We start from the raw sequence: 17,138 nt of genomic DNA, 5'->3' as shown, positions 1-17,138 counted from the left end.
GCACGGCGACGGGCGGGTGGGTCGGTGCGACCCACCCGCCCGTCGCGCCGTGCGTGGGGCCGGCGGCCGGTGCCGCCGTGGTGGCGTGCTCAGTCGCCGAGCGCGCCGGCCGCCCGGCCCTCGTGCAGGGTCAGGTTGCGCCCGTTGGACGGGTCGAACAGGTGGATCTTCTCCAGGTTGCACCAGACCCGCCGGCTCTGCCCCTCCTCGACCGGGGACTCCGCCGACAGCCGGGTCACCAGGTTGGCGCCACCACCGCTGAAGTCGGCGCCCGCGTCGGCCGCCAGCTCCTCCAGTTCGGCGGCGCTGGCCCGCTCCCCCTCGACGCTGAAGTAGACGTACTTGTCGGAGCCCATGGACTCCACGATGTCCACCGGCGCCTCGAACTCCATGCCCCGGCGGCGGGTGTCGTCGTCGACGAGCGCGGCGTCCTCGAAGTGCTCCGGCCGGATGCCGAGGATCAGCTCGCGCGGGGCGTCGGCCCCCTCCAGCTCGCGCCGGATCCGCTCGCCGATCGGCACGTCGCCCAGCGCCGTACGCAGCTTGCCGTCCTCGACGGCGGCGTGCAGGAAGTTCATCGACGGCGAGCCGATGAAGCCGGCGACGAAGAGGTTGCGCGGGTGGTCGTACAGCTCCTGCGGCGGGCCGACCTGCTGCACCGCGCCGCCCCGCATGATCACCACGCGGTCGCCGAGCGTCATGGCCTCCGTCTGGTCGTGGGTGACGTAGACGGTGGTGGTTCCCAGCTTCTTCTGCAGGCGCGACACGACGGTGCGCATCTGCACCCGCAGCTTCGCGTCCAGGTTGGACAGCGGCTCGTCCATCAGGAACGCCTTGGGCTGCCGGACGATCGCGCGACCCATCGCGACCCGCTGGCGCTGGCCGCCGGAGAGGTTGGCCGGCTTGCGGTCCAGCAACGCGGTCAGCTCCAGGACCTTCGCCGCCTCCTCCACCTTCCGGGTGATCGTCTCCTTGTCCATCTTGGCCAGCCGCAGCGGGAACGCCATGTTCTCCCGGACGGTCATGTTCGGGTAGAGGGCGTAGGACTGGAACACCATCGCGATGTCCCGGTCCCGGGGGGCCTTGTCGTTGACCCGCGCGCCGCCGATGCGCAGCTCGCCGGAGCTGATGTCCTCCAGGCCCGCGATCATGTTCAGGGTGGTGGACTTCCCGCAGCCGGACGGGCCGACCAGGATGACGAACTCGCCGTCGGCGATCTCCAGGTCGACGTCGGCCACCGCGACGGTCCCGTCCGGGAACTTCTTGCTCACCTTGTCGAGCACGATGTCAGCCATGAGTACCACCTATCCCTTGACTGCGCCGGAGGTCAGGCCGGAGACGATGCGGCGCTGGAAGAAGAGGACGAACAGGATGATCGGAACGGTGATCACCACAGCGGCGGCGCAGATCGCCCCGGTGGGGTCCTCGAACTGCGACTCACCGGTGAAGAACGACAGCGCCACCGGCACCGTGCGGGCCCGCTCGGTGGAGGTCAGCGTGATGGCGAAGAGGAAGTCGTTCCAGCAGAAGATGAAGACCAGGATCGCCGTGGTGAACAGCCCCGGCGCGGCCAGCGGGGCGATGACCCGCCGGAACGCCTGGGCCTGCGTCGCGCCGTCCATCTTCGCCGCCTTCTCCAGGTCCCACGGGATCTGCTTGAAGAACGCCGACAGCGTGTAGATCGCCAGCGGCAGCGCGAAGGTGATGTACGGCAGGATCAGGCCCGGCCAGGTGTCGAAGAGGCCGAGCTGCCGCTCGATCTCGAACAGCGGCGACACCAGCGACACCTGCGGGAACATCGCGATCAGCAGGGAGACCCCGACCAGCAGCCGCTTGCCGGGGAAGTCCAGCCGGGAGATCGCGTACGCGGCCATGGCGCCGAGCACCACGGCGATCACGGTCGCGATCAGCGCGATGCCGATCGAGTTGACCAGCGCCCGGACGAACTGGTCGGTGGAGAAGATCGACCGGTAGTTGTCCAGCGTCCACTCCTGCGGGATGAACTTCCCGTCGGTCAGGGTCGCCGGGGTCTTGAACGACAACGACATGATCCAGAGCACCGGCACCAGCGCGAAGACGACCACGATGGCGTCCAGCAGGCCCCAGCGCAGCTTGGCCCGGGTGGTGGTGTCAGCCATGTCAACGCCTCTCCCCGTCGTCGCTGCCGGGGGCAGCGGTACCGAACAGCTTCACGAAGACGAAGGCGATGATCGCCACGGTGAGGAAGATCAGCACCGACATCGTCGACCCGATGCCGAGGTTCAGCCCCCGGATCAGGTTGTTGTAGGCGAGCATCGACACCGACGAGGTCTCGTTGCCGCCCGCGGTCAGCACGAAGATGTTGTCGAACACCCGGAACGCGTCCAGGGTGCGGAACAGCAACGCGACCAGGATCGCCGGCTTCATCACCGGCAGCATCACCTTCGTGAACCGCTGCCAGGAGGTGGCGCCGTCGGTGGAGGCCGCCTTGAGCAGGTCCTCCGGCACCAGGGCCAGGCCGGCCATGAGCAGCAGCGCCATGAACGGCGTGGTCTTCCAGATCTCGGCCAGCATGATGATCGCCAGCGAGCTGGCCCGCTCGGTCAGCGGCGCGCCGTCGCTGAACAGGTTGGCCAGGTAGCCGGTGCCCGGCGTCCACGCGTACCGCCAGGAGAAGGCGGCGACGACCGTGACGATGCCGTACGGGATCAGCGCGGAGGTGCGCACCAGGCCCCTACCGACCAGCGTACGGTGCATGATCAGCGCCAGGCCCATGCCGAGCACCAGCTCGACGGCGACGGTGACCACCGTGATCAGCGCGGTGACCCCGAACGCCGTCCACCAGAACTCGTTGGTCAGCACGGTGACGTAGTTCTCCAGCCCCACGAACTCGCGCTCGGCGGGGAAGCGCAGGTCGTAGCGCTGCAACGACAGCCAGACCGAGTAGATGATCGGGTAGGCCGTCACCAGGAGCATGACCAGCGCGGCGGGCGCGCAGAGCAGCCAGCCCAGCCGGCGCTCGGCCTTCTTGTTCTCGCTCAGCGGGGCCTTGCGGCCCCGACCGGCACGCTGGGCCGGCACCTTGGCGTCCCGGCCGGGCCGGGCGGCCGTCTCGTCGGCGGCCACGTCGGCGCCCGCCGGGGTGGCGTTGACGCTCATGCCGCCACCTCCCGGCCGTCGGCGTCGAGGCGCCGGGTGCGCTCGCTCACGGCAGGACCCCCTTCGATTCGAGGGCGTCGGCGATGGCGTCACGCAGCTCGTCGGCGGTCTGCTGGGGCCGGATCGCCGACGGCGGCGACAGGATCGCCGACATGACGGTGGAGATGCTCTGGTACGCCGGGGTCAGCGGTCGGACCGCCGGCTCCTTGAGTTCCTCGAGGATGGTGTCCTTCATCGGGTACGCCTCGGCCATCTCCGGGTCGTCGTAGACCTTCTCGATGGTCGGTGGCACGCCGTCGTTGACGGCGGAGAACTTCTGGTTCTTCTCGTTGCGGATGCAGCGGGCCGCCTCGAAGGACTCCTCGGGATGCTTCGAGTAGGCGCTGACCGCCATGTTGATCCCGCCGATGGTGACCTTGCTCGGGGTGTTCTCGTCGACGCCCGGGACGCGCGCCCAGCCGACCTGCTTCGCCAGCTCCGGGTTGGCCTCCTGCATCGCCGGATACACGAACGGCCAGTTGACCTGGAACGCGCCGTCGCCGGACTGGAACTCCAGCCGGACGGGGTCCTCCGTGGCGTTGCTGAACGACGGCGACGTCACGCCCGACGTGGCGAAGCGCTGGAGCTGCTCCAGCGCCCGTACGGTGCCCTCGTCCATGACGGCCTGCTTGCCGTCCTCGCTGAGGATCTTGCCCCCGGCGCTCTCGGCGAGGGTGTTGTAGAGGACGACGAGGCCCTCGTACTGGGCGCCCATGGTGAGCACCTGGTACGGCTTGCCCTGCTGCTTCAGCTCCTGGGCGGTGGAGATCATCTGGTCCCACGTCTTCGGCGGCTGCGGCACGAGGTCCTTGCGGTACCAGAGCAGCTGGACGTTGGTGTTCTTGGGCGCGCCGTAGAGCTTGTCCTCGTAGCGCGCCGTCTCCAGCGGGCCGGCGAGGGTGCCCTGCTCGACCTCGGCCCGGTCCTGCCCGGTCCACTCCCTGATCCAGTCGGCGCTGGCGAACTCCTGGGTCCAGGTCACGTCGAGGCCGAGTACGTCCATGCCGCTGTCCTGCGCGGCCAGCCGGCGGACCATCTGCACCCGCTGGTCGTCGGCCTGCCGGGGCAGCACCCGGTAGACGATCTTGTAGCGCCCCTGGGCCTGCGCGTTGCAGTCGTCCACGACCTTCTGCAGGTTCTGCTCCGGCGGGTAGTACAGGTTGATCATGGGCGTACCGCCGTCCCCGCCGGATCCGCAGGCGGCCGCCATCGGCGCCACCAGCGTCAACGCCGCCGCGGCGGCCACCGCGCGCACGCGCGGCCGCCTGCGCCGTCGGGCCTTGTCAGGGTCGCTCATCACCCCTCCCCTTGTGTCGGCCAAAGGCCGGGGTGAGGCTCGTGCCCCGGCGCACGACGAGCGTTCGGGCCTTCTGAGCAGCGCTTGCGCCCGCCCGGACGTTACGTGGCCCAACACTGCCCGACCTGCGAAGATGCGAAACCTGGCGTCGACGCGACGGCGCCGACACCGCCGGACGTGGCGGGGATCACCGCCGTGCGGGCCGCCCCGGCCGCCCGTAGGCTCGGCCGATGGACGCCACCTTCTTCCTGGACCCCGCCTGCCCCTGGACCTGGCGCACCTCCCGCTGGCTGGTCGCCGTCGCCGACGCCCGGGGCCTGCACATCGAGTGGCGGGCGTTCAGCCTGGCCATCCTCAACGCCGGGCGGGTGCCGCCGGAGTTCGCCGACGCGATGGCCGCCTCCAGCCGCGCGCTGCGGTTGGTCGAGGCGCTGCGCGCCGAGGGCCGCCACGACGACGTCGCGCGCTTCTACGCCGAGACCGGCGCCCGCAGCCACGACGCGGGCAACCCGCTGTCGGCGACGATCGTGGACGCGGCCGTCGAGGCGGCGGGCCTGGGTGCCGCGGCGCCGGCTCTCGACGACGACCGCTGGGACGAGGCGGTACGCGAGTCGCACGCCCTGGCGTACGCCTCGGCCGGCCCGGACATCGGCGCGCCGGTGCTCATGGTGCCGGGCGCCGAGCGGGGCATCCACGGCCCGATCCTCACCGAGGTCCCCGGCACCGACGACGCCCTGACGATCTGGGACTCGCTGCTGCCGCTGATCCGGATGCCCGCCTTCCACGAGGTCAAGCGCGCCCGCCACTGACCTGCGGCGTCGCCCTCCCGGGCCCTGCGGCCGTCGGCTGCCCGGGCCTCCCCGGGCGAGGCGCCTCGCCCGCTCGGCGCGGCGTGCCAGGGCGGCCCTGTCAGGGCCCGACCCGGCGCTGGTTGGTCATCGCGCGTACCAGCATCACCACCCAGCCGATCGCGGCAAGCACGCCGGCCACCGCGAGCCCGGTGAAGAGCAACCAGGTGTCGCCGCCCCGGGCGGCGAAGACACCCCTGCGGGCGCCGGTGTCGCGGGCCGCCACGGTGGCACCCGGGGTCAGCCTGTCCGGCCCGTCGTAGACGATGACGTCGTGACGCGGCGTCCCGCCTGCGTCCGGGACGAAGTCGCCGTGCCAGACGCAGTCGCGGCCGCACTTCTCGCGCAGTGCGGTGAAGGTGCCCGCCGTGCCGCCACCGGCCTTCGCCCGCCAGGCCGGGGCGACGTCGGGGACGGCGAGGGCCAGCCCGAGGAGGGCGAGGAGGGGAAGCCCCAGCCAGAGCAGGAACCTCATCACCCAGCCGCCCGCCCCAACCGCCACGACCACACCGTAACAAGATCGGTTGTCGCGTCGTTGATCATGAGGTTGGCGGTGCGTCTCGTCCGTTTCGTCGCGGCCAACCTCATGATCGACGACGAGGGCGGGCAGGGCCGGGCCGGGGCGGGGCGTTGGTGGCCGGAGCGCCCCGATCGGTGGGTTCTCGCGCGAACCTCCCTCCACCGCCGGGGCCGGTTGGGCAGGATCGTCCCCAACGAGGAGGTGCCGTCGTGCAGGACACCCGCGCTCTCGCCCTGACGTTCGAGGTGAGCGGCCTGCCACCGGTGAAGACCGAGGCGCTGTCCATCTTCGCGGCCGGGCACCGGCAGGCGACGAGGGTCCGCGCCCTGCTCCAGGCGGCCTGCGCCGCGGCCCAGCGCACCGGCTGGACCCCGCTGTCCGGGCCGATCGAGGTGGACCTCGTGCTGCGCTGCCCGCCGGGGCACCGCACCTCCGACGCCAGCACCCTGCTGGGCGGGGTGTGCGCGGTGCTCCAGGACAAGAAGCGGGTGACCAGCATCGGCCTGGCGCACCTCGGCGTCCTGGTGGACGTCGCACTCTACGACGACGACCGGCAGATCCGCCAGCTGTCGTACGCGGAGCAGCCGGCGGAGGACTTCTCGTACCAGGTTCGGGTCGCCGCCGTACCGAACGTGGTTTGACCGACGGCCGCGGTGGGGTACCGCGGACGCCGACGAAGGGAGCGCCGATGTCGGAGCCACATGTCACGCTGGACCCTCGCGGGCTCGATCCCGTGCAGCAGAAGCTGCAGGGCCCACTGGAGGACCAGCTGACCTCGGCGTTGCAGGCGGCCACGGAACGGGTCAGCGCCAGCTACGCCGGCGAGCCGGTGGAGCAGGTCTGCCAGCGGCTGCTCGACGAGACGCGCTCCGGGCTGCACCCCGACATCGCCGCCGGATTCAACCCGGACATGGACGAGTTCTGCCGGGTGGCGGTGGCGATCGTGCGCGGCGAGACCTCCTGAGAGCGGGCCCGACGGGCCGGGGCCTTCGCCGGCACCGGCAAGCCGGACTCCGCCGGTTCCGGTCGACAGCGGGTGGCGATCTGGCCCCTCGGACGCGAGGTCGTCGACGCCCCGTGACAGGCCCGGCCCGCCGTGCCGGCGCCGCTGGTGACGCCCCGGCGGATCCCGGCCGGAGCGGAACGTCCCGCCCCGCCAATGCGCGACCGTAGCCGCCCGCGACGATGATCAGCCGGCACCCGCCGGCCGGCGTCCGCCGTGCACCTCCAAGCGCGCGGTCCGCGCCCGCAGCTCGGCGCGGACCTCGTCGGCCTCGGCGCTGCCCACCTCGGTGAACAGGGCCAGCGCCAGCCGCAGCTGCTGGATTCCGCGAGCGGCGTCACCGCGCCGGAACAGCATCCGGCCGAGCCGGCGCAGCGCCACCGCTTCTCCGTGCCGGAAGTCGGCCCGCCGCATCGCCTCCACGGCCAGTTCGGCGTACCGGACGGCCGGACCGACCTGTCCGTCGCCGAGGCACGCCTCGGCCAGGGTGCCCATCAGGCTGCCCCGGTTGCGCTCGTTGACCGGTACGCCGGCGACCGCCAGGCCACGCCGCAGGTAGTGCAGCGCCGAGCGGTAGCGACCGAGCAGGCACTGCACCTCGCCGAGGTTGCCCAGCGCGTTGGCCTCGATCTCCGGGGCGGCGCTGCGGCGGGCGAGGCGTGCCGCCGCCCGGCAGAAGCGGATCGACTCCTCGTAGCGGCCGGCCAGGCGGTACGCCATGCCGATGTTGCCCTTGGTGGCGGCGCAGGAGCGCAGGTCGCCGAGCCGCTGACGCAGCCGCAGGCTGCGCGTGAAGCACTCGGCCGACTCCTCGTACTCGCCGGCCATGCCGTGCAGGACGCCGAGTTGGTTGAGCGCGCGGGCCTGGCCCTCGTCGTCGCCCACGGCACGGCTGATGTCCAGGCCGCGGCGCAGCAGGCGCGTCGCCTCTTCGGTGCGGTGCAGGTGGAAGTAGGCCACCGCCAGGTCGTGCAGCAGACCCGCCTGCGCCACCCGGTCGCCCAGCCGCTCCGCCGCGGCGATCCCCGCCTGGTCCACGGTGATCCAGTCGCCCACGTGACCGCGCATCTCGAAGAACAGGAAGAGGCTGTCGGCCAGGTCGACGCCGGCACGCGCGGTGGCCGCCGAGGCGGCGGACTGGACGACGGCCGCCACCAGGTTCGGTCGTTCGTCGATCAGCCACTCCAGCGCCGCGTCGGCGTCCACGAAGTGTGCCGGGCCGCTGATCGACGCCGCCCGGGTGCCCGGACGCAGCAACGCCACCGCGTGGCGGGTCCGCTCCAGGTAGTGCGTGAGCATCCGGTTCAGGGCGGCCGTCCGTTCCGCTCCCGTCTCGTGTTCGGCCCGCTCACGGGCGAAGAGCCGGATCAGGTCGTGCAGGGCGTACCGGTTCGCCACGGGCTCGTCGAGCAGTCGCGCGTCGACCAGCTCGTCGAGCGCGTCCAGCGCCAATGACACGTCGACGTCGAGCAGCGCCGCGGCCACCGCGCAGGTGACGTCCGGGCCGTCGACGGCGCCGATGAGCCCGAACAGCCGGGGCGCCAGCGGATGCGTCAGGTGCTGGTAGCTGACCAGGAAGCTGCTGCGCACCGCGACGTCGCCCAGGCGCAGCTCGTGCAGCACGCGATGCTCGTCGCGCAGGCGGTCGTCGAGCGTCGCCACGGTCCAGTTCGCTCTGGCCGCCAGGCGAGCGCCGGCGATCCGGATCGCCAGGGGCAGTCCGCCCAGCCGGCGGACCAACCGGGCGGCGGTGTCGACCTCGGCGTCGATCCGGGTGGCGCCGCCGAGCCGGCGGAGCAGTTCGACGGCGTCGGCGTCGTCGAGCACGTCGAGTTCCAGGTGAGTGGCGCCGTCGACGTCGCTGAGGCTGCGACGGGACGTCACCAGGACCGCGCACCCGGCGCCGGCCGGGATCAGGGGCCGCACCTGCCCGGCGTCGTACGCGTTGTCGAGCACCAGCAGCAGGCGCCGGTCGGCCAGCAGCGACCGCAGCGTGGCCGACGCCTCGGCCACGTCGACGGGGATCGCCGTCTCGGCGACACCGAGCGTCCGCAGGAGGCGGCCCAGCGCGTCCAGGGGCGACACCGGGAACACGCCGGCCGTGGCACCGCGCAGGTCCACGTAGAGCTGCCCGTCAGGGAAGGAGTCGGCCACCTGGTGGGCCGCCCGCACCGCCAGCGCCGACTTGCCGACCCCCGCCGGGCCGCTGACCACGCACAGCGGCATGCCGGGTCCGGGCCCGGTGGTCAGCGCGTCCCGCAGTGTCGCGAGGGCCCGCTCCCGCCCGACGAGCGTCGGCACGGTGTGCGGCAGCTGCCGGGTCGCCGTACCCGCCGGTCCGGGCACGCGGGTGTCGGTCGGAGCCGGCTTCGCCGCCAGTTCGCCGAGCCGGTGCAGCACCGGGCCCGGCTCCAGTTCGAGCTCGTCGGCCAGGGCCCGACGACAACGCCGGTAGGCGTCGACGGCCTCACCGCGGCGCCCGAGGTGATGCAGCGTCATCACCTGCTGCTCGGCGAAGCGCTCGTGCAACGGGTACCGCGCGACGAGCTCGTCGAGCACCGCCAGCACCTCGTGGTGCCGGCCCAGGTCCAGCCCGACGTCGACGTACTCCTCGTACGCCGTCAGCCGCTGCCGGTGCAGCCATGCGACGTTGACTCCGAAGCTGCCCAGGCATGCCACGTCTGCCAGTGGGTCACCACGCCACAGATCGAGCGCGCACCGGTAGAGCGTGGCGGCCTTCTCGCTCAGGCCGGACCCCGCCGCCGCACGGGCGGACTCCAGGAGGGCGTCGAACCGGGACACGTCCAGTTCGGCCGGGTCGACCGTCATCCGGTAGCCGGGCGGGTCCGACGTCAGCCGGTCACCCACGAGCTGCCGCAGCCGCCACACGTGGAGCTGGACGTTCTTGCGCGCGGTGCGGGGCGGCTCGTCACCCCAGAGCAGGTCGACGATGTCGTCGACCGGAGTGGCCCGGTTGGCGTGCAGCAGCAGCGCGGCGAGCACCGCCCGCTGCCGGGGCGGACCGGCGGGGACCGGCTGATCGTCCGCGCAGATCTGCACCGGACCGAGCAGCCCGAAGGTCAGCCGACCACCCATACCCCCGAAGCATAGCGGTCCATCTATACCAGAAATAGAACGGCGACTGGGAAGCTGCGCCGCACCTCCCCCCGGGAAAGGAGATCCTCCCGTGTCTGATCGCAACGTCGGAGAGCGACTGCCTGTCTGGGTGCCGGCGATGTGGGCCGCCGTGCTCGTCGCCGCGCTGCTGGTGCCGGCCACCCCCGCCCACGCCTCACACCCCAACCCCTCCTCCACCCGCCACCTGCACAACATGCACTACGCCACGTCCGGATCGTCGGCGGGCGCCAACGACGAGCAGTTCTGCGTCGAGTCCACCGACACGTCCAAGGTCAGCCACAGCGCGGCACGCGCCTTCGTCAAGCAGACACTGACCGAGATGGGATCCGGGAAGGTCTGGGACGGCCTGGGCAACTGGCGCATCGACCTGTGGGCGACGAGCAGCAACTGCACCTCGTACCCGGCCTCGACCCGCAACACCATCGAGATCGAGGTCCACTACGGCTGGGACTGGAGCGCACGCTGCGGCGCCCCCGTGGGTTACTACAACTGCGTCGAGCACGACAACCCCGTGTGGGACGCCGCCCAGGGCCACTACGACAGCCAGTGGGCGTACGTCTTCCTGGTCTTCAGCTCCGGCGGACGCCTCGACAACGTGGGACGGGGCTTCATCAACCACGAGTTCGGGCACGTCTTCGGGCTGGCCGACGACAACGGCAACTGCAACCCGCCCAGCCTGATGCACAGCACCGTCGTCGGCTACGGCTGCGGCAACTGGACCAACTGGTACCCGAGCCCGTCCGACTTCCAGTCCGTCCTCAACGTCATGGCCTGACGTTTCCGCGAGGAGTCACGATGGCACGACACGCCCTCAGGAACCGCCTGTTGACCACGCTGACGGCCTGCCTCGCGTCGGCCGTCGCGGCCGGAGCCGTCGCGGTGTCCGTACTCGACCGCGACCACGGGCACGACCACGACGACCACGCCCACATCGACACCACCAACGGGCTGCTCGTCACCAACCGCTCGTCGCTGCGGATGTGCGTGGAGGTCGGCGGCGGCACCGACGGGCAGGCCATCCACACTGACCTGCTCGCAGGCCTCGATCAGGCACGTCGGGACCCGAACTGGACCGGCGCCTACGGCAAGGCGCGCTTCGACCCGGCGACGGCGCTGACGACCGGCTGCCCGGCCCCGAACCTTCCTGACCGGGTCGAACGCACGACGGTGGCCGGACCGGGTCTCACCGACGATCCGAGCCCGTACCGCGTCTGGGTCTACGTCCTCGACGATCCCACCGCCGACCGGATCCTCGGCGTCGGCCGACCGGCCGACGTGGCGACCGCCGAACTGATGCGCGAGGCGAACAGCATGTGGCCCGTCTCCACGGCCCTGTTGGTCCGGCGCAGCCACCTGACGGACGCGGCTGCGGTGGCGCCGACGCTGCGCGCCGCGCTGGGTCTCGTCCGGGTACACCAGGAACCCGCCCCGTGAACACCCTCCGGCCGGCGCCGCCGGCCGGAGGCCAGCGTCCCGTCCCGCCCGATCCCGCCCTCGCGGCCGATCGGAACGACTCGAAGGAGGGGCACGTGCAACCATTGCCCTCCCCCGGCCACCCACCACACCGGCGCACCCGGCACCGGGCATCCCGACCGGCACTGCTCGCCGGGCTCTGCGCCGCCGTGCTCTCGACCACCCTCACCGCAGCGGTACCGGCCACCGCCGACCCCACCGCGGCCACCCCGGGAGCCGGCCCGGCCACCGCCGGCATCCACACCGTCCGGTCCGCCGCCGGCTACCACGTCCGGGTCGACGGCGTCACCCGCGCCACCGTCGCGGTCAGCGACCCCGGCCATTCGGTACGGACCACGCTGAGCCCCACCGGGCGACACGCGGCACTGATCAGGGACTTCAACGGCCGGTACGGCGCCGAACTGCTCTCCCTCGACGTCGACAGCGGACGCCTGACCAGGATCGCCGCCGGACGGGTCACCTCCGCCGTCTACACCGACGACGGCCGGCTCGGCTACGTACTGGCCGGTGACAGCTCCGGGCAGCTGCGGCTGCGCCAACCCGACGGCGCCGGAGCCGACCGGCCGCTCGCCAGCGTCGACGGGGCGGACGTACAGCTGGTCGGCTGGGGGGAGGGCGACGCCGCGGCGCTGCTCACCCACCGCGCCGCCGGCGAACCCTCGGGCCCGTCACTGAGCCGGGTCGACCTGGCCACCGGCGCCACCCGGACCGTGCTGGCCGGCGACGCCGCGAAGGGCGTGGTCTACCGCGACATCCGGGTGACCCGGATCGACGGCGCGCAGCGGGTCAGCGCGATCGTCGCGGACCACATCTACCCGTGCGCCGGCACCTCGTCGAGCCTGCTGCTCGCCGACGAACACGGCACGACGGTCGTGCGTACGGGCGCCACCCGCGACTCCTACCGCGAGGCGGCCTGGAGTCCGGACGGCGACCGGGTCGCCTACACCGTCCAGGCGTGCGTCTCCCCCGCCGAGAAGACGGCCAGCCGCTCCCGGGCGTTGCAACGCCTCGACGAACTCAACGGCACCTACGTGCGGGACCTCGCCGCGACCACCGCCCGGCGGCTCGTCGAGGGCGTGACCCCCCACTACCGTCTCGACGGGTTCGCCGGCTCGCAGCTGCGCCTGGCCTCCGAGCGGTACGGCATCCAGACGGTGGACGTGGCGCGGCCGGTGACCGCGGCACAGCTCGACGCCACCGCCGCCGCCCCGGCCTCCGCCGTCACCACCGGCACCAAGGGGGCGACCCCGACGGCGCCGGCGGGCGGGCGCGACGGCGCCGGGGACATCGGCGTCCAGTCCAAGATCGTCGGCTCGACCTTCATCCACCAGTTGTGGGACACCGCCGACACCTTCAACGGCAACTCGGCCTGCGGGCCGACCAGCGCGGTGATGGACCTCGCCGGCTACCAGCTCGCCAACCAGAACGGCTACTACGTCAGCACGCCGTCGCGGCACTGGTCACCGTACGGTCGGTACATCACCCACAGCTACACCGCCTACGGCACCACCTACGACGCGGTGGCGCCGGACCCGAACTGGAACTACTTCGCCGGGGCGTACGGCTGGCTGGTGGAGACGCCGTCCCAGGGCACCATCCACCGCTGGATGGGCGACTACCTCAACCGACACGTGAGCTACCCCGTCGCCGAGACCGGCACCGTCACCTGGTCGTGGATCAAGTCGAAGATCGACGCCAACCTGATGGTCGTGGTCAGCGGCAACTTCGCCTACGGCCAGTACGGACACATCGGACTGATCACCGGCTACCTCGACGACGGCCGCGTCTACGTCAACGACCCGTACGGCGCCGGCACCGACGGCAGCTGGGACGGCAAGAACACCGTCTACACACTCGACTACATCCGGGGGTGGTACGCATGGGCCGCATGACCCGTGGGCTGATCGCACTGGTAGCCGTACTCGGCATCGGGTACGCCGGCGGCCCGGCCGCCGCCGCTGTGCCGGCCAGGACCGACGTGAAGGTCCCGGCGGCCCAGGCCGCATCGAACGCGGACGAGGTGGGCATCCAGGCCACCGCCCGTTCCGTACGCTGCGCCGGAGCCGCCCGGGCCGCCGGCTGGACCGGCGAGAACCTGGTCATCTCGGTCGCCGTGTCGCTGGCCGAGTCGCAGTGCGTCGCGGGCGCGCAGGGCTACAACGGCCCGACGTCCGGCTGCCCCAACGGTTCCCTGGACCGGGGCGCCTGGCAGATCAACAACTGCTACCACTCCTGGGTCACCGACGCCTGCGCCTACGAGGTCTACTGCAACGCCCGCGCCGCCCACGACATCTGGGGCTGGTCGGGATGGAGCGCGTGGGCCACCTACACCAACGGCTCCTACCGCAACTACCTCACCGAGGCCCGCGACGGCGTGAACAACTCCGGCGGCGGGGTCTACGGCACGGTCAACACCGGCGGGGATCCCTTGAACGTCCGCTCCGGCCCGGGCACCTCGTACGCCCTGGTCGGCACGGTGGCCCACGGCACGACCGTACGGATCATCTGCCAGACCCGGGGCACCCGCGTCTGGAGCGACGTCTACCAGTACTGGACCGACATCTGGGACAAGATCGGCGACGGGCGGTTCGTCTCCGACGGCTTCGTCCACACAGGCTCGTCGGGCACGGTCGCCCCGAGCTGCTGACACCGGAAACACGATCCCGCGCCCGGGCGAACAGCCCGGGCGCGGGCCCCGGCGCATGGGAGGGTCGCCACCGGTCAGGCGACCAGCGGGTCCACCCGCCGGCCCGTCAACGCGCCAGCCGCCGGCCTCGGCTCGGCGGCCAGTTCGGCCGCGTACTCCCGCACCAGCGCCGGCAGCAGGTGACGCCCGGGCTCGTTCGAGTAGGGCTGGAGCAGGTGCGCGTCGGCCAGGTCGTCCAGCGCGCGGTCCAGCCGGGCGGCGGAGATCCCGAGCTGCCGGGCGACCCGCTCGGGCTGGCGCAGCGCGTCGGGTGCCGCGCCGAGCAGGGCGAGGATCCGCCCGGCCACCTCGTCGTCGGCGCGGACCGCGGCGACGGCGGTGGTCAGGCTGCCCCGCACCGACAGATCCTCGTAGTCCAGCAGGTCCAGCCGCTCCCGCCCGTCGGCGAGCTGACCGACCAGGACGAGCAGGGCCCGCCCCTCACCCGCCAGCCAGTGGAACTCCGTCACGTCCAGCTCGTCCGGCGAGAGCCGCAGCTCGTACGCGTTGGGGCGGGCGACCAGGCGGTCCCCCGGCGCCCGCCGCAGCCCGGCGGCGTGGGAACGCAGGTTCGCCGCAGCCGAGGCGGGTGGTACGTCGGACCAGACCATGTCGGCCAGCCGTGATAGCGGGACCGGGCGGTTCGCCTCCAGTGCCAGACCTGCGAGGACCGCGCGTCGCCTCGCCGCGCCGGGCGTGACGACCTGGCCGTCGACGCACAGCTCCACGCAGCCGAGAAGCCGAATCAGTAGTTCCATTTGCCGCTCCCCCGTTGAACCTCGAGCGCGCTCAGGCCATGTGGCGGACTCCGAGTTCAACAAGGCGTTGAGCAAGGAAGCTTATAATGATGCAGATCAATGGTTTCCAACGGCGTGTCGACGCAACGGAGGGGAAGCAGAAGACGCCACCAGCGCCGCCGAGGTCGGATACCACGACCCGAGCCACCTCATCGGCCGCCACCGATAACACGACATTCCTCCCAATGGTTAACCGACGCAAGCAACGCCAGCAGGGCGAAGAGATTCACCGGAAATATAGCGGGCGGGGGTGGGACGCGGATTTGCGCCCCACCCCCAACCACCAGGCATTACGAAGAGAACCCTGCCCGCCCAGTTCGTCTATCTACCACGATAGGCATGTTGCCCACCATCGCCTTCCGCCAATCATCGGCCTCGACGTATCCTTTCCCATCATAGGGGAACACATAGGAATCCTCCTCCACCGTTACCGCATCATCAACGATAACCACGGGGAAATCGAATCCTCTCCGAACTTCAGCGTCGAGGAAGCGCTCGGCGACCTGTCGAGCAGACTCCATCGATATCACCTCAACGTCCTTTCTTCTGGGTAAAACTGCGTCCGGTCGGGCTTGGTGAGCAGCCACGCCTTCGGTTCCTGCGTGTTCGGCTTGCAGTCGACGCTGCTGTACTTCTCCAGGTGCAGATGCACACCCTTCGGCGCTGCCCACTCGTTCGCGGTGGCGTTCCAGGTGAAGCGGTGGCTGGTGCCGTCGCCGTCGGCCAGGGTGACCTTCGTCGGGTTCGGGTTGGGGTGGAAGTCCAGCGGCGTGCCCAGGCGCATCATCGACGACGCCTGCAACGACCAGCCGTACCCGGCGACCGTGTCGCTGGTGTCCAGCGAGTTGTACGCCAGCCGGACGAGAGTCGACAGGCCCCGTGACGGGTTGCTGAACGCGTTGTACGACCACACGGTGTTGCCGGCGTACAGGTTGTTCATCAGGGTGCCGCCGGCGCCGGTGTTCTTGCCCGCGTACGAGTAGAACTTCTCCAGGCCGAGCTGGTCGGAGGTCGGCTCCTCCACCGCGATGTTCTGCGGCAGCGCCTTGATCGCCGTGGTCTCGGAGAGTTTCTTGCCGGTGACCTTGTTGCGTAGTTCCCAGTCGAGCACGTAGTCGGTGCGTTTGTTTCCCTCCGTCGACGGCGGTGGGGTCTTGACCTGGGCGTTGACCTCGACCGTGCCGGCGATCGGCACGGCGGCCGGCAGGGGCGTCGCGACGTGGATGGCCGGGTCGGGCACCGGCAGGCCGTCGGCCCGCTTCCACTGGTAGGTCAGCTCCCACTCGGTGGCGGCGAACGCGGCGCCGGTCGGGTTCGACACGGTCACCGGCACCGTGTACGTCGAGGCCGGCGCGAGCTGGTGCGGGGTGCTCGGCGCGTGGTAGGTCGACTCGGCGGTCTGCTTGAGGTAGGTGACCTCCAGCGTCGGGCGCAGCAGCGGCTCGGGCGCCTCCGACGACAGCATCATGGCCCGTGCGGTCTGGGTGGCCTCGTTACGCATCCGCAGCAGGAAGCCCTTGTTGTTGCCCGGCGTGGCGACCCAGCCCTTCACGGGCTCGGTGACCGTCCAGGTGGCCCACTCCGGGTCGTTGGTGAAGCCGTTGAAGCCGGTCTTCCAGGTGGTGTCGTAGGCGCCGCCGGGGGTGGTCCAGGCGGTGGTGGCATTCGCCTTGTCCCAGGTGGCGGTCGTCTCGTCGAAGCCCTGCGTCAGTCCGTTGACGTCGACGTACTCGCTCTGGTTGTCGCCGGGGAACAGCGAGGTGTTCCAGATCCGCAACTGGGCGTCCACGACCCGCGCGGTCGACGGGATGCCGGCCATGGTCGGGAACTTCACCAGGTTGCGGGTGGTGCCGAAGTACGTCGAGTCGTTGCCCACCCCCAGGTACGGGTCCCCGACGTAGCTGTCGACGTTCTCCGTGCGCCGGGTCAGCGTCCGACAGGACCTGGGTCCCGCCCAGGGTGGCGGCCAACGCCACCACCAGGCCCGCGATAAGCGGCCCCGTAGTTTCCTCTTCACCCGTCACCCTCCGGTCAGGAGCCAGTACGACGGGTAGAAGCTAGGAGGCCCTTGTATATCGACAACTATCGTCCGGCTACCGCCCGGATCGGCTGGTGCGGGACCGCCGGCACCGCGGATCGACGGCGCTCCGGCGGCGGTGTCGGTAGCGCGTCGCCGGGGTGTCGGAGGGCTGGTGTCGC

The 17,138-nt window shown here is 71.4% G+C and carries 16 protein-coding genes; 7 read left to right on the top strand and 9 right to left on the bottom strand.

The window, feature by feature from the left end; genetic code table 11:
• Window positions 1–89: 89 nt before the first annotated feature.
• The 4 genes from GA0070610_RS08270 to GA0070610_RS08255 are packed head-to-tail and all read right to left on the bottom strand — an operon-like array spanning window position 90 to window position 4,474.
• On the bottom strand, window positions 90–1,295 hold the full coding sequence (locus GA0070610_RS08270) for an ABC transporter ATP-binding protein (protein ID WP_089003361.1): 1,206 nt from the start codon (window positions 1,293–1,295) through the stop codon (window positions 90–92).
• Between the two features lie 9 nt (window positions 1,296–1,304).
• Window positions 1,305–2,138, bottom strand: a complete 834-nt coding sequence (locus tag GA0070610_RS08265; protein ID WP_088999481.1) for a carbohydrate ABC transporter permease — start codon at window positions 2,136–2,138, stop codon at window positions 1,305–1,307.
• A gap of 1 nt (window position 2,139) precedes the next feature.
• Window positions 2,140–3,138: a carbohydrate ABC transporter permease gene (locus GA0070610_RS08260; RefSeq protein WP_088999480.1), complete on the bottom strand. Its 999-nt coding sequence runs from the start codon at window positions 3,136–3,138 to the stop codon at window positions 2,140–2,142.
• A gap of 46 nt (window positions 3,139–3,184) precedes the next feature.
• Complete coding sequence (locus GA0070610_RS08255; RefSeq protein WP_088999479.1) at window positions 3,185–4,474, bottom strand: ABC transporter substrate-binding protein; 1,290 nt, start codon at window positions 4,472–4,474, stop codon at window positions 3,185–3,187.
• A gap of 230 nt (window positions 4,475–4,704) precedes the next feature.
• Here GA0070610_RS08255 and GA0070610_RS08250 point away from each other — a divergent pair, with 230 nt between their 5' ends.
• On the top strand, window positions 4,705–5,283 hold the full coding sequence (locus tag GA0070610_RS08250; RefSeq protein WP_088999478.1) for a mycothiol-dependent nitroreductase Rv2466c family protein: 579 nt from the start codon (window positions 4,705–4,707) through the stop codon (window positions 5,281–5,283).
• 100 nt (window positions 5,284–5,383) lie between these two features.
• Here GA0070610_RS08250 and GA0070610_RS08245 read toward each other — a convergent pair whose 3' ends face one another.
• Window positions 5,384–5,824, bottom strand: coding sequence for a hypothetical protein (locus GA0070610_RS08245; RefSeq protein ID WP_157747063.1), 441 nt, complete (start codon window positions 5,822–5,824; stop codon window positions 5,384–5,386).
• A gap of 227 nt (window positions 5,825–6,051) precedes the next feature.
• Between GA0070610_RS08245 and GA0070610_RS08235 the strand changes: the two genes are divergently transcribed.
• Both GA0070610_RS08235 and GA0070610_RS08230 read left to right on the top strand, forming a co-directional pair.
• Window positions 6,052–6,483: a RusA family crossover junction endodeoxyribonuclease gene (locus GA0070610_RS08235; protein WP_088999475.1), complete on the top strand. Its 432-nt coding sequence runs from the start codon at window positions 6,052–6,054 to the stop codon at window positions 6,481–6,483.
• Window positions 6,484–6,530: 47 nt separating this feature from the next.
• On the top strand, window positions 6,531–6,806 hold the full coding sequence (locus tag GA0070610_RS08230; RefSeq protein WP_088999474.1) for a hypothetical protein: 276 nt from the start codon (window positions 6,531–6,533) through the stop codon (window positions 6,804–6,806).
• A gap of 225 nt (window positions 6,807–7,031) precedes the next feature.
• Here the strand turns inward: GA0070610_RS08230 and GA0070610_RS08225 are convergent, their stop codons facing one another.
• Window positions 7,032–9,941 carry an AfsR/SARP family transcriptional regulator gene (locus GA0070610_RS08225; RefSeq protein ID WP_172896452.1) on the bottom strand — a complete coding sequence of 970 codons (2,910 nt, stop codon included), beginning with the start codon at window positions 9,939–9,941 and terminating at the stop codon, window positions 7,032–7,034.
• 91 nt (window positions 9,942–10,032) lie between these two features.
• Here GA0070610_RS08225 and GA0070610_RS08220 point away from each other — a divergent pair, with 91 nt between their 5' ends.
• From GA0070610_RS08220 to GA0070610_RS31060, 4 genes are all read left to right on the top strand, one after another.
• The gene (locus GA0070610_RS08220; RefSeq protein ID WP_172896450.1) at window positions 10,033–10,758 is read left to right on the top strand and encodes a hypothetical protein; all 726 of its coding nucleotides are present in this window, start codon (window positions 10,033–10,035) and stop codon (window positions 10,756–10,758) included.
• 20 nt (window positions 10,759–10,778) lie between these two features.
• Window positions 10,779–11,417: a hypothetical protein gene (locus GA0070610_RS08215; protein WP_157747062.1), complete on the top strand. Its 639-nt coding sequence runs from the start codon at window positions 10,779–10,781 to the stop codon at window positions 11,415–11,417.
• 95 nt (window positions 11,418–11,512) lie between these two features.
• Window positions 11,513–13,348 carry a C39 family peptidase gene (locus GA0070610_RS08210; protein ID WP_157747061.1) on the top strand — a complete coding sequence of 612 codons (1,836 nt, stop codon included), beginning with the start codon at window positions 11,513–11,515 and terminating at the stop codon, window positions 13,346–13,348.
• On the top strand, window positions 13,336–14,103 hold the full coding sequence (locus GA0070610_RS31060; protein ID WP_088999469.1) for an SH3 domain-containing protein: 768 nt from the start codon (window positions 13,336–13,338) through the stop codon (window positions 14,101–14,103). Before GA0070610_RS08210 ends, GA0070610_RS31060 begins: the two co-directional genes overlap by 13 nt.
• Before the next feature lie 74 nt (window positions 14,104–14,177).
• Here GA0070610_RS31060 and GA0070610_RS31340 read toward each other — a convergent pair whose 3' ends face one another.
• From GA0070610_RS31340 to GA0070610_RS08195, 3 genes are all read right to left on the bottom strand, one after another.
• The gene (locus tag GA0070610_RS31340; RefSeq protein WP_231925974.1) at window positions 14,178–14,900 is read right to left on the bottom strand and encodes a hypothetical protein; all 723 of its coding nucleotides are present in this window, start codon (window positions 14,898–14,900) and stop codon (window positions 14,178–14,180) included.
• Between the two features lie 329 nt (window positions 14,901–15,229).
• On the bottom strand, window positions 15,230–15,460 hold the full coding sequence (locus tag GA0070610_RS31915) for a YrhB domain-containing protein (protein WP_157747060.1): 231 nt from the start codon (window positions 15,458–15,460) through the stop codon (window positions 15,230–15,232).
• Between the two features lie 5 nt (window positions 15,461–15,465).
• Entirely contained in the window at window positions 15,466–16,956 is a 1,491-nt protein-coding gene (locus GA0070610_RS08195) for a DNRLRE domain-containing protein (protein WP_269458867.1), read from the bottom strand.
• Between the last annotated feature and the right edge of the window lie 182 nt (window positions 16,957–17,138).

Source organism: Micromonospora echinofusca, assembly GCF_900091445.1.
In the GTDB taxonomy this organism is placed as follows: domain Bacteria; phylum Actinomycetota; class Actinomycetes; order Mycobacteriales; family Micromonosporaceae; genus Micromonospora; species Micromonospora echinofusca.
The sequence above is the reverse complement of the archived record's forward strand: the minus strand, read 5'-3'. Positions and strand labels throughout refer to the sequence as shown.

Coding starts and splice junctions, on each gene's coding strand:
- GA0070610_RS08260 (WP_088999480.1), bottom strand. CDS start 3,138: ATGAGCGTCAACGCCACCCCGGCGGGCGCCGACGTGGCCGCCGACGAG.
- GA0070610_RS31060 (WP_088999469.1), top strand. CDS start 13,336: ATGGGCCGCATGACCCGTGGGCTGATCGCACTGGTAGCCGTACTCGGC.
- GA0070610_RS31915 (WP_157747060.1), bottom strand. CDS start 15,460: ATGGAGTCTGCTCGACAGGTCGCCGAGCGCTTCCTCGACGCTGAAGTT.
- GA0070610_RS08255 (WP_088999479.1), bottom strand. CDS start 4,474: ATGAGCGACCCTGACAAGGCCCGACGGCGCAGGCGGCCGCGCGTGCGC.
- GA0070610_RS08215 (WP_157747062.1), top strand. CDS start 10,779: ATGGCACGACACGCCCTCAGGAACCGCCTGTTGACCACGCTGACGGCC.
- GA0070610_RS08265 (WP_088999481.1), bottom strand. CDS start 2,138: ATGGCTGACACCACCACCCGGGCCAAGCTGCGCTGGGGCCTGCTGGAC.
- GA0070610_RS08225 (WP_172896452.1), bottom strand. CDS start 9,941: ATGGGTGGTCGGCTGACCTTCGGGCTGCTCGGTCCGGTGCAGATCTGC.
- GA0070610_RS08230 (WP_088999474.1), top strand. CDS start 6,531: ATGTCGGAGCCACATGTCACGCTGGACCCTCGCGGGCTCGATCCCGTG.
- GA0070610_RS08270 (WP_089003361.1), bottom strand. CDS start 1,295: ATGGCTGACATCGTGCTCGACAAGGTGAGCAAGAAGTTCCCGGACGGG.
- GA0070610_RS31340 (WP_231925974.1), bottom strand. CDS start 14,900: ATGGAACTACTGATTCGGCTTCTCGGCTGCGTGGAGCTGTGCGTCGAC.
- GA0070610_RS08250 (WP_088999478.1), top strand. CDS start 4,705: ATGGACGCCACCTTCTTCCTGGACCCCGCCTGCCCCTGGACCTGGCGC.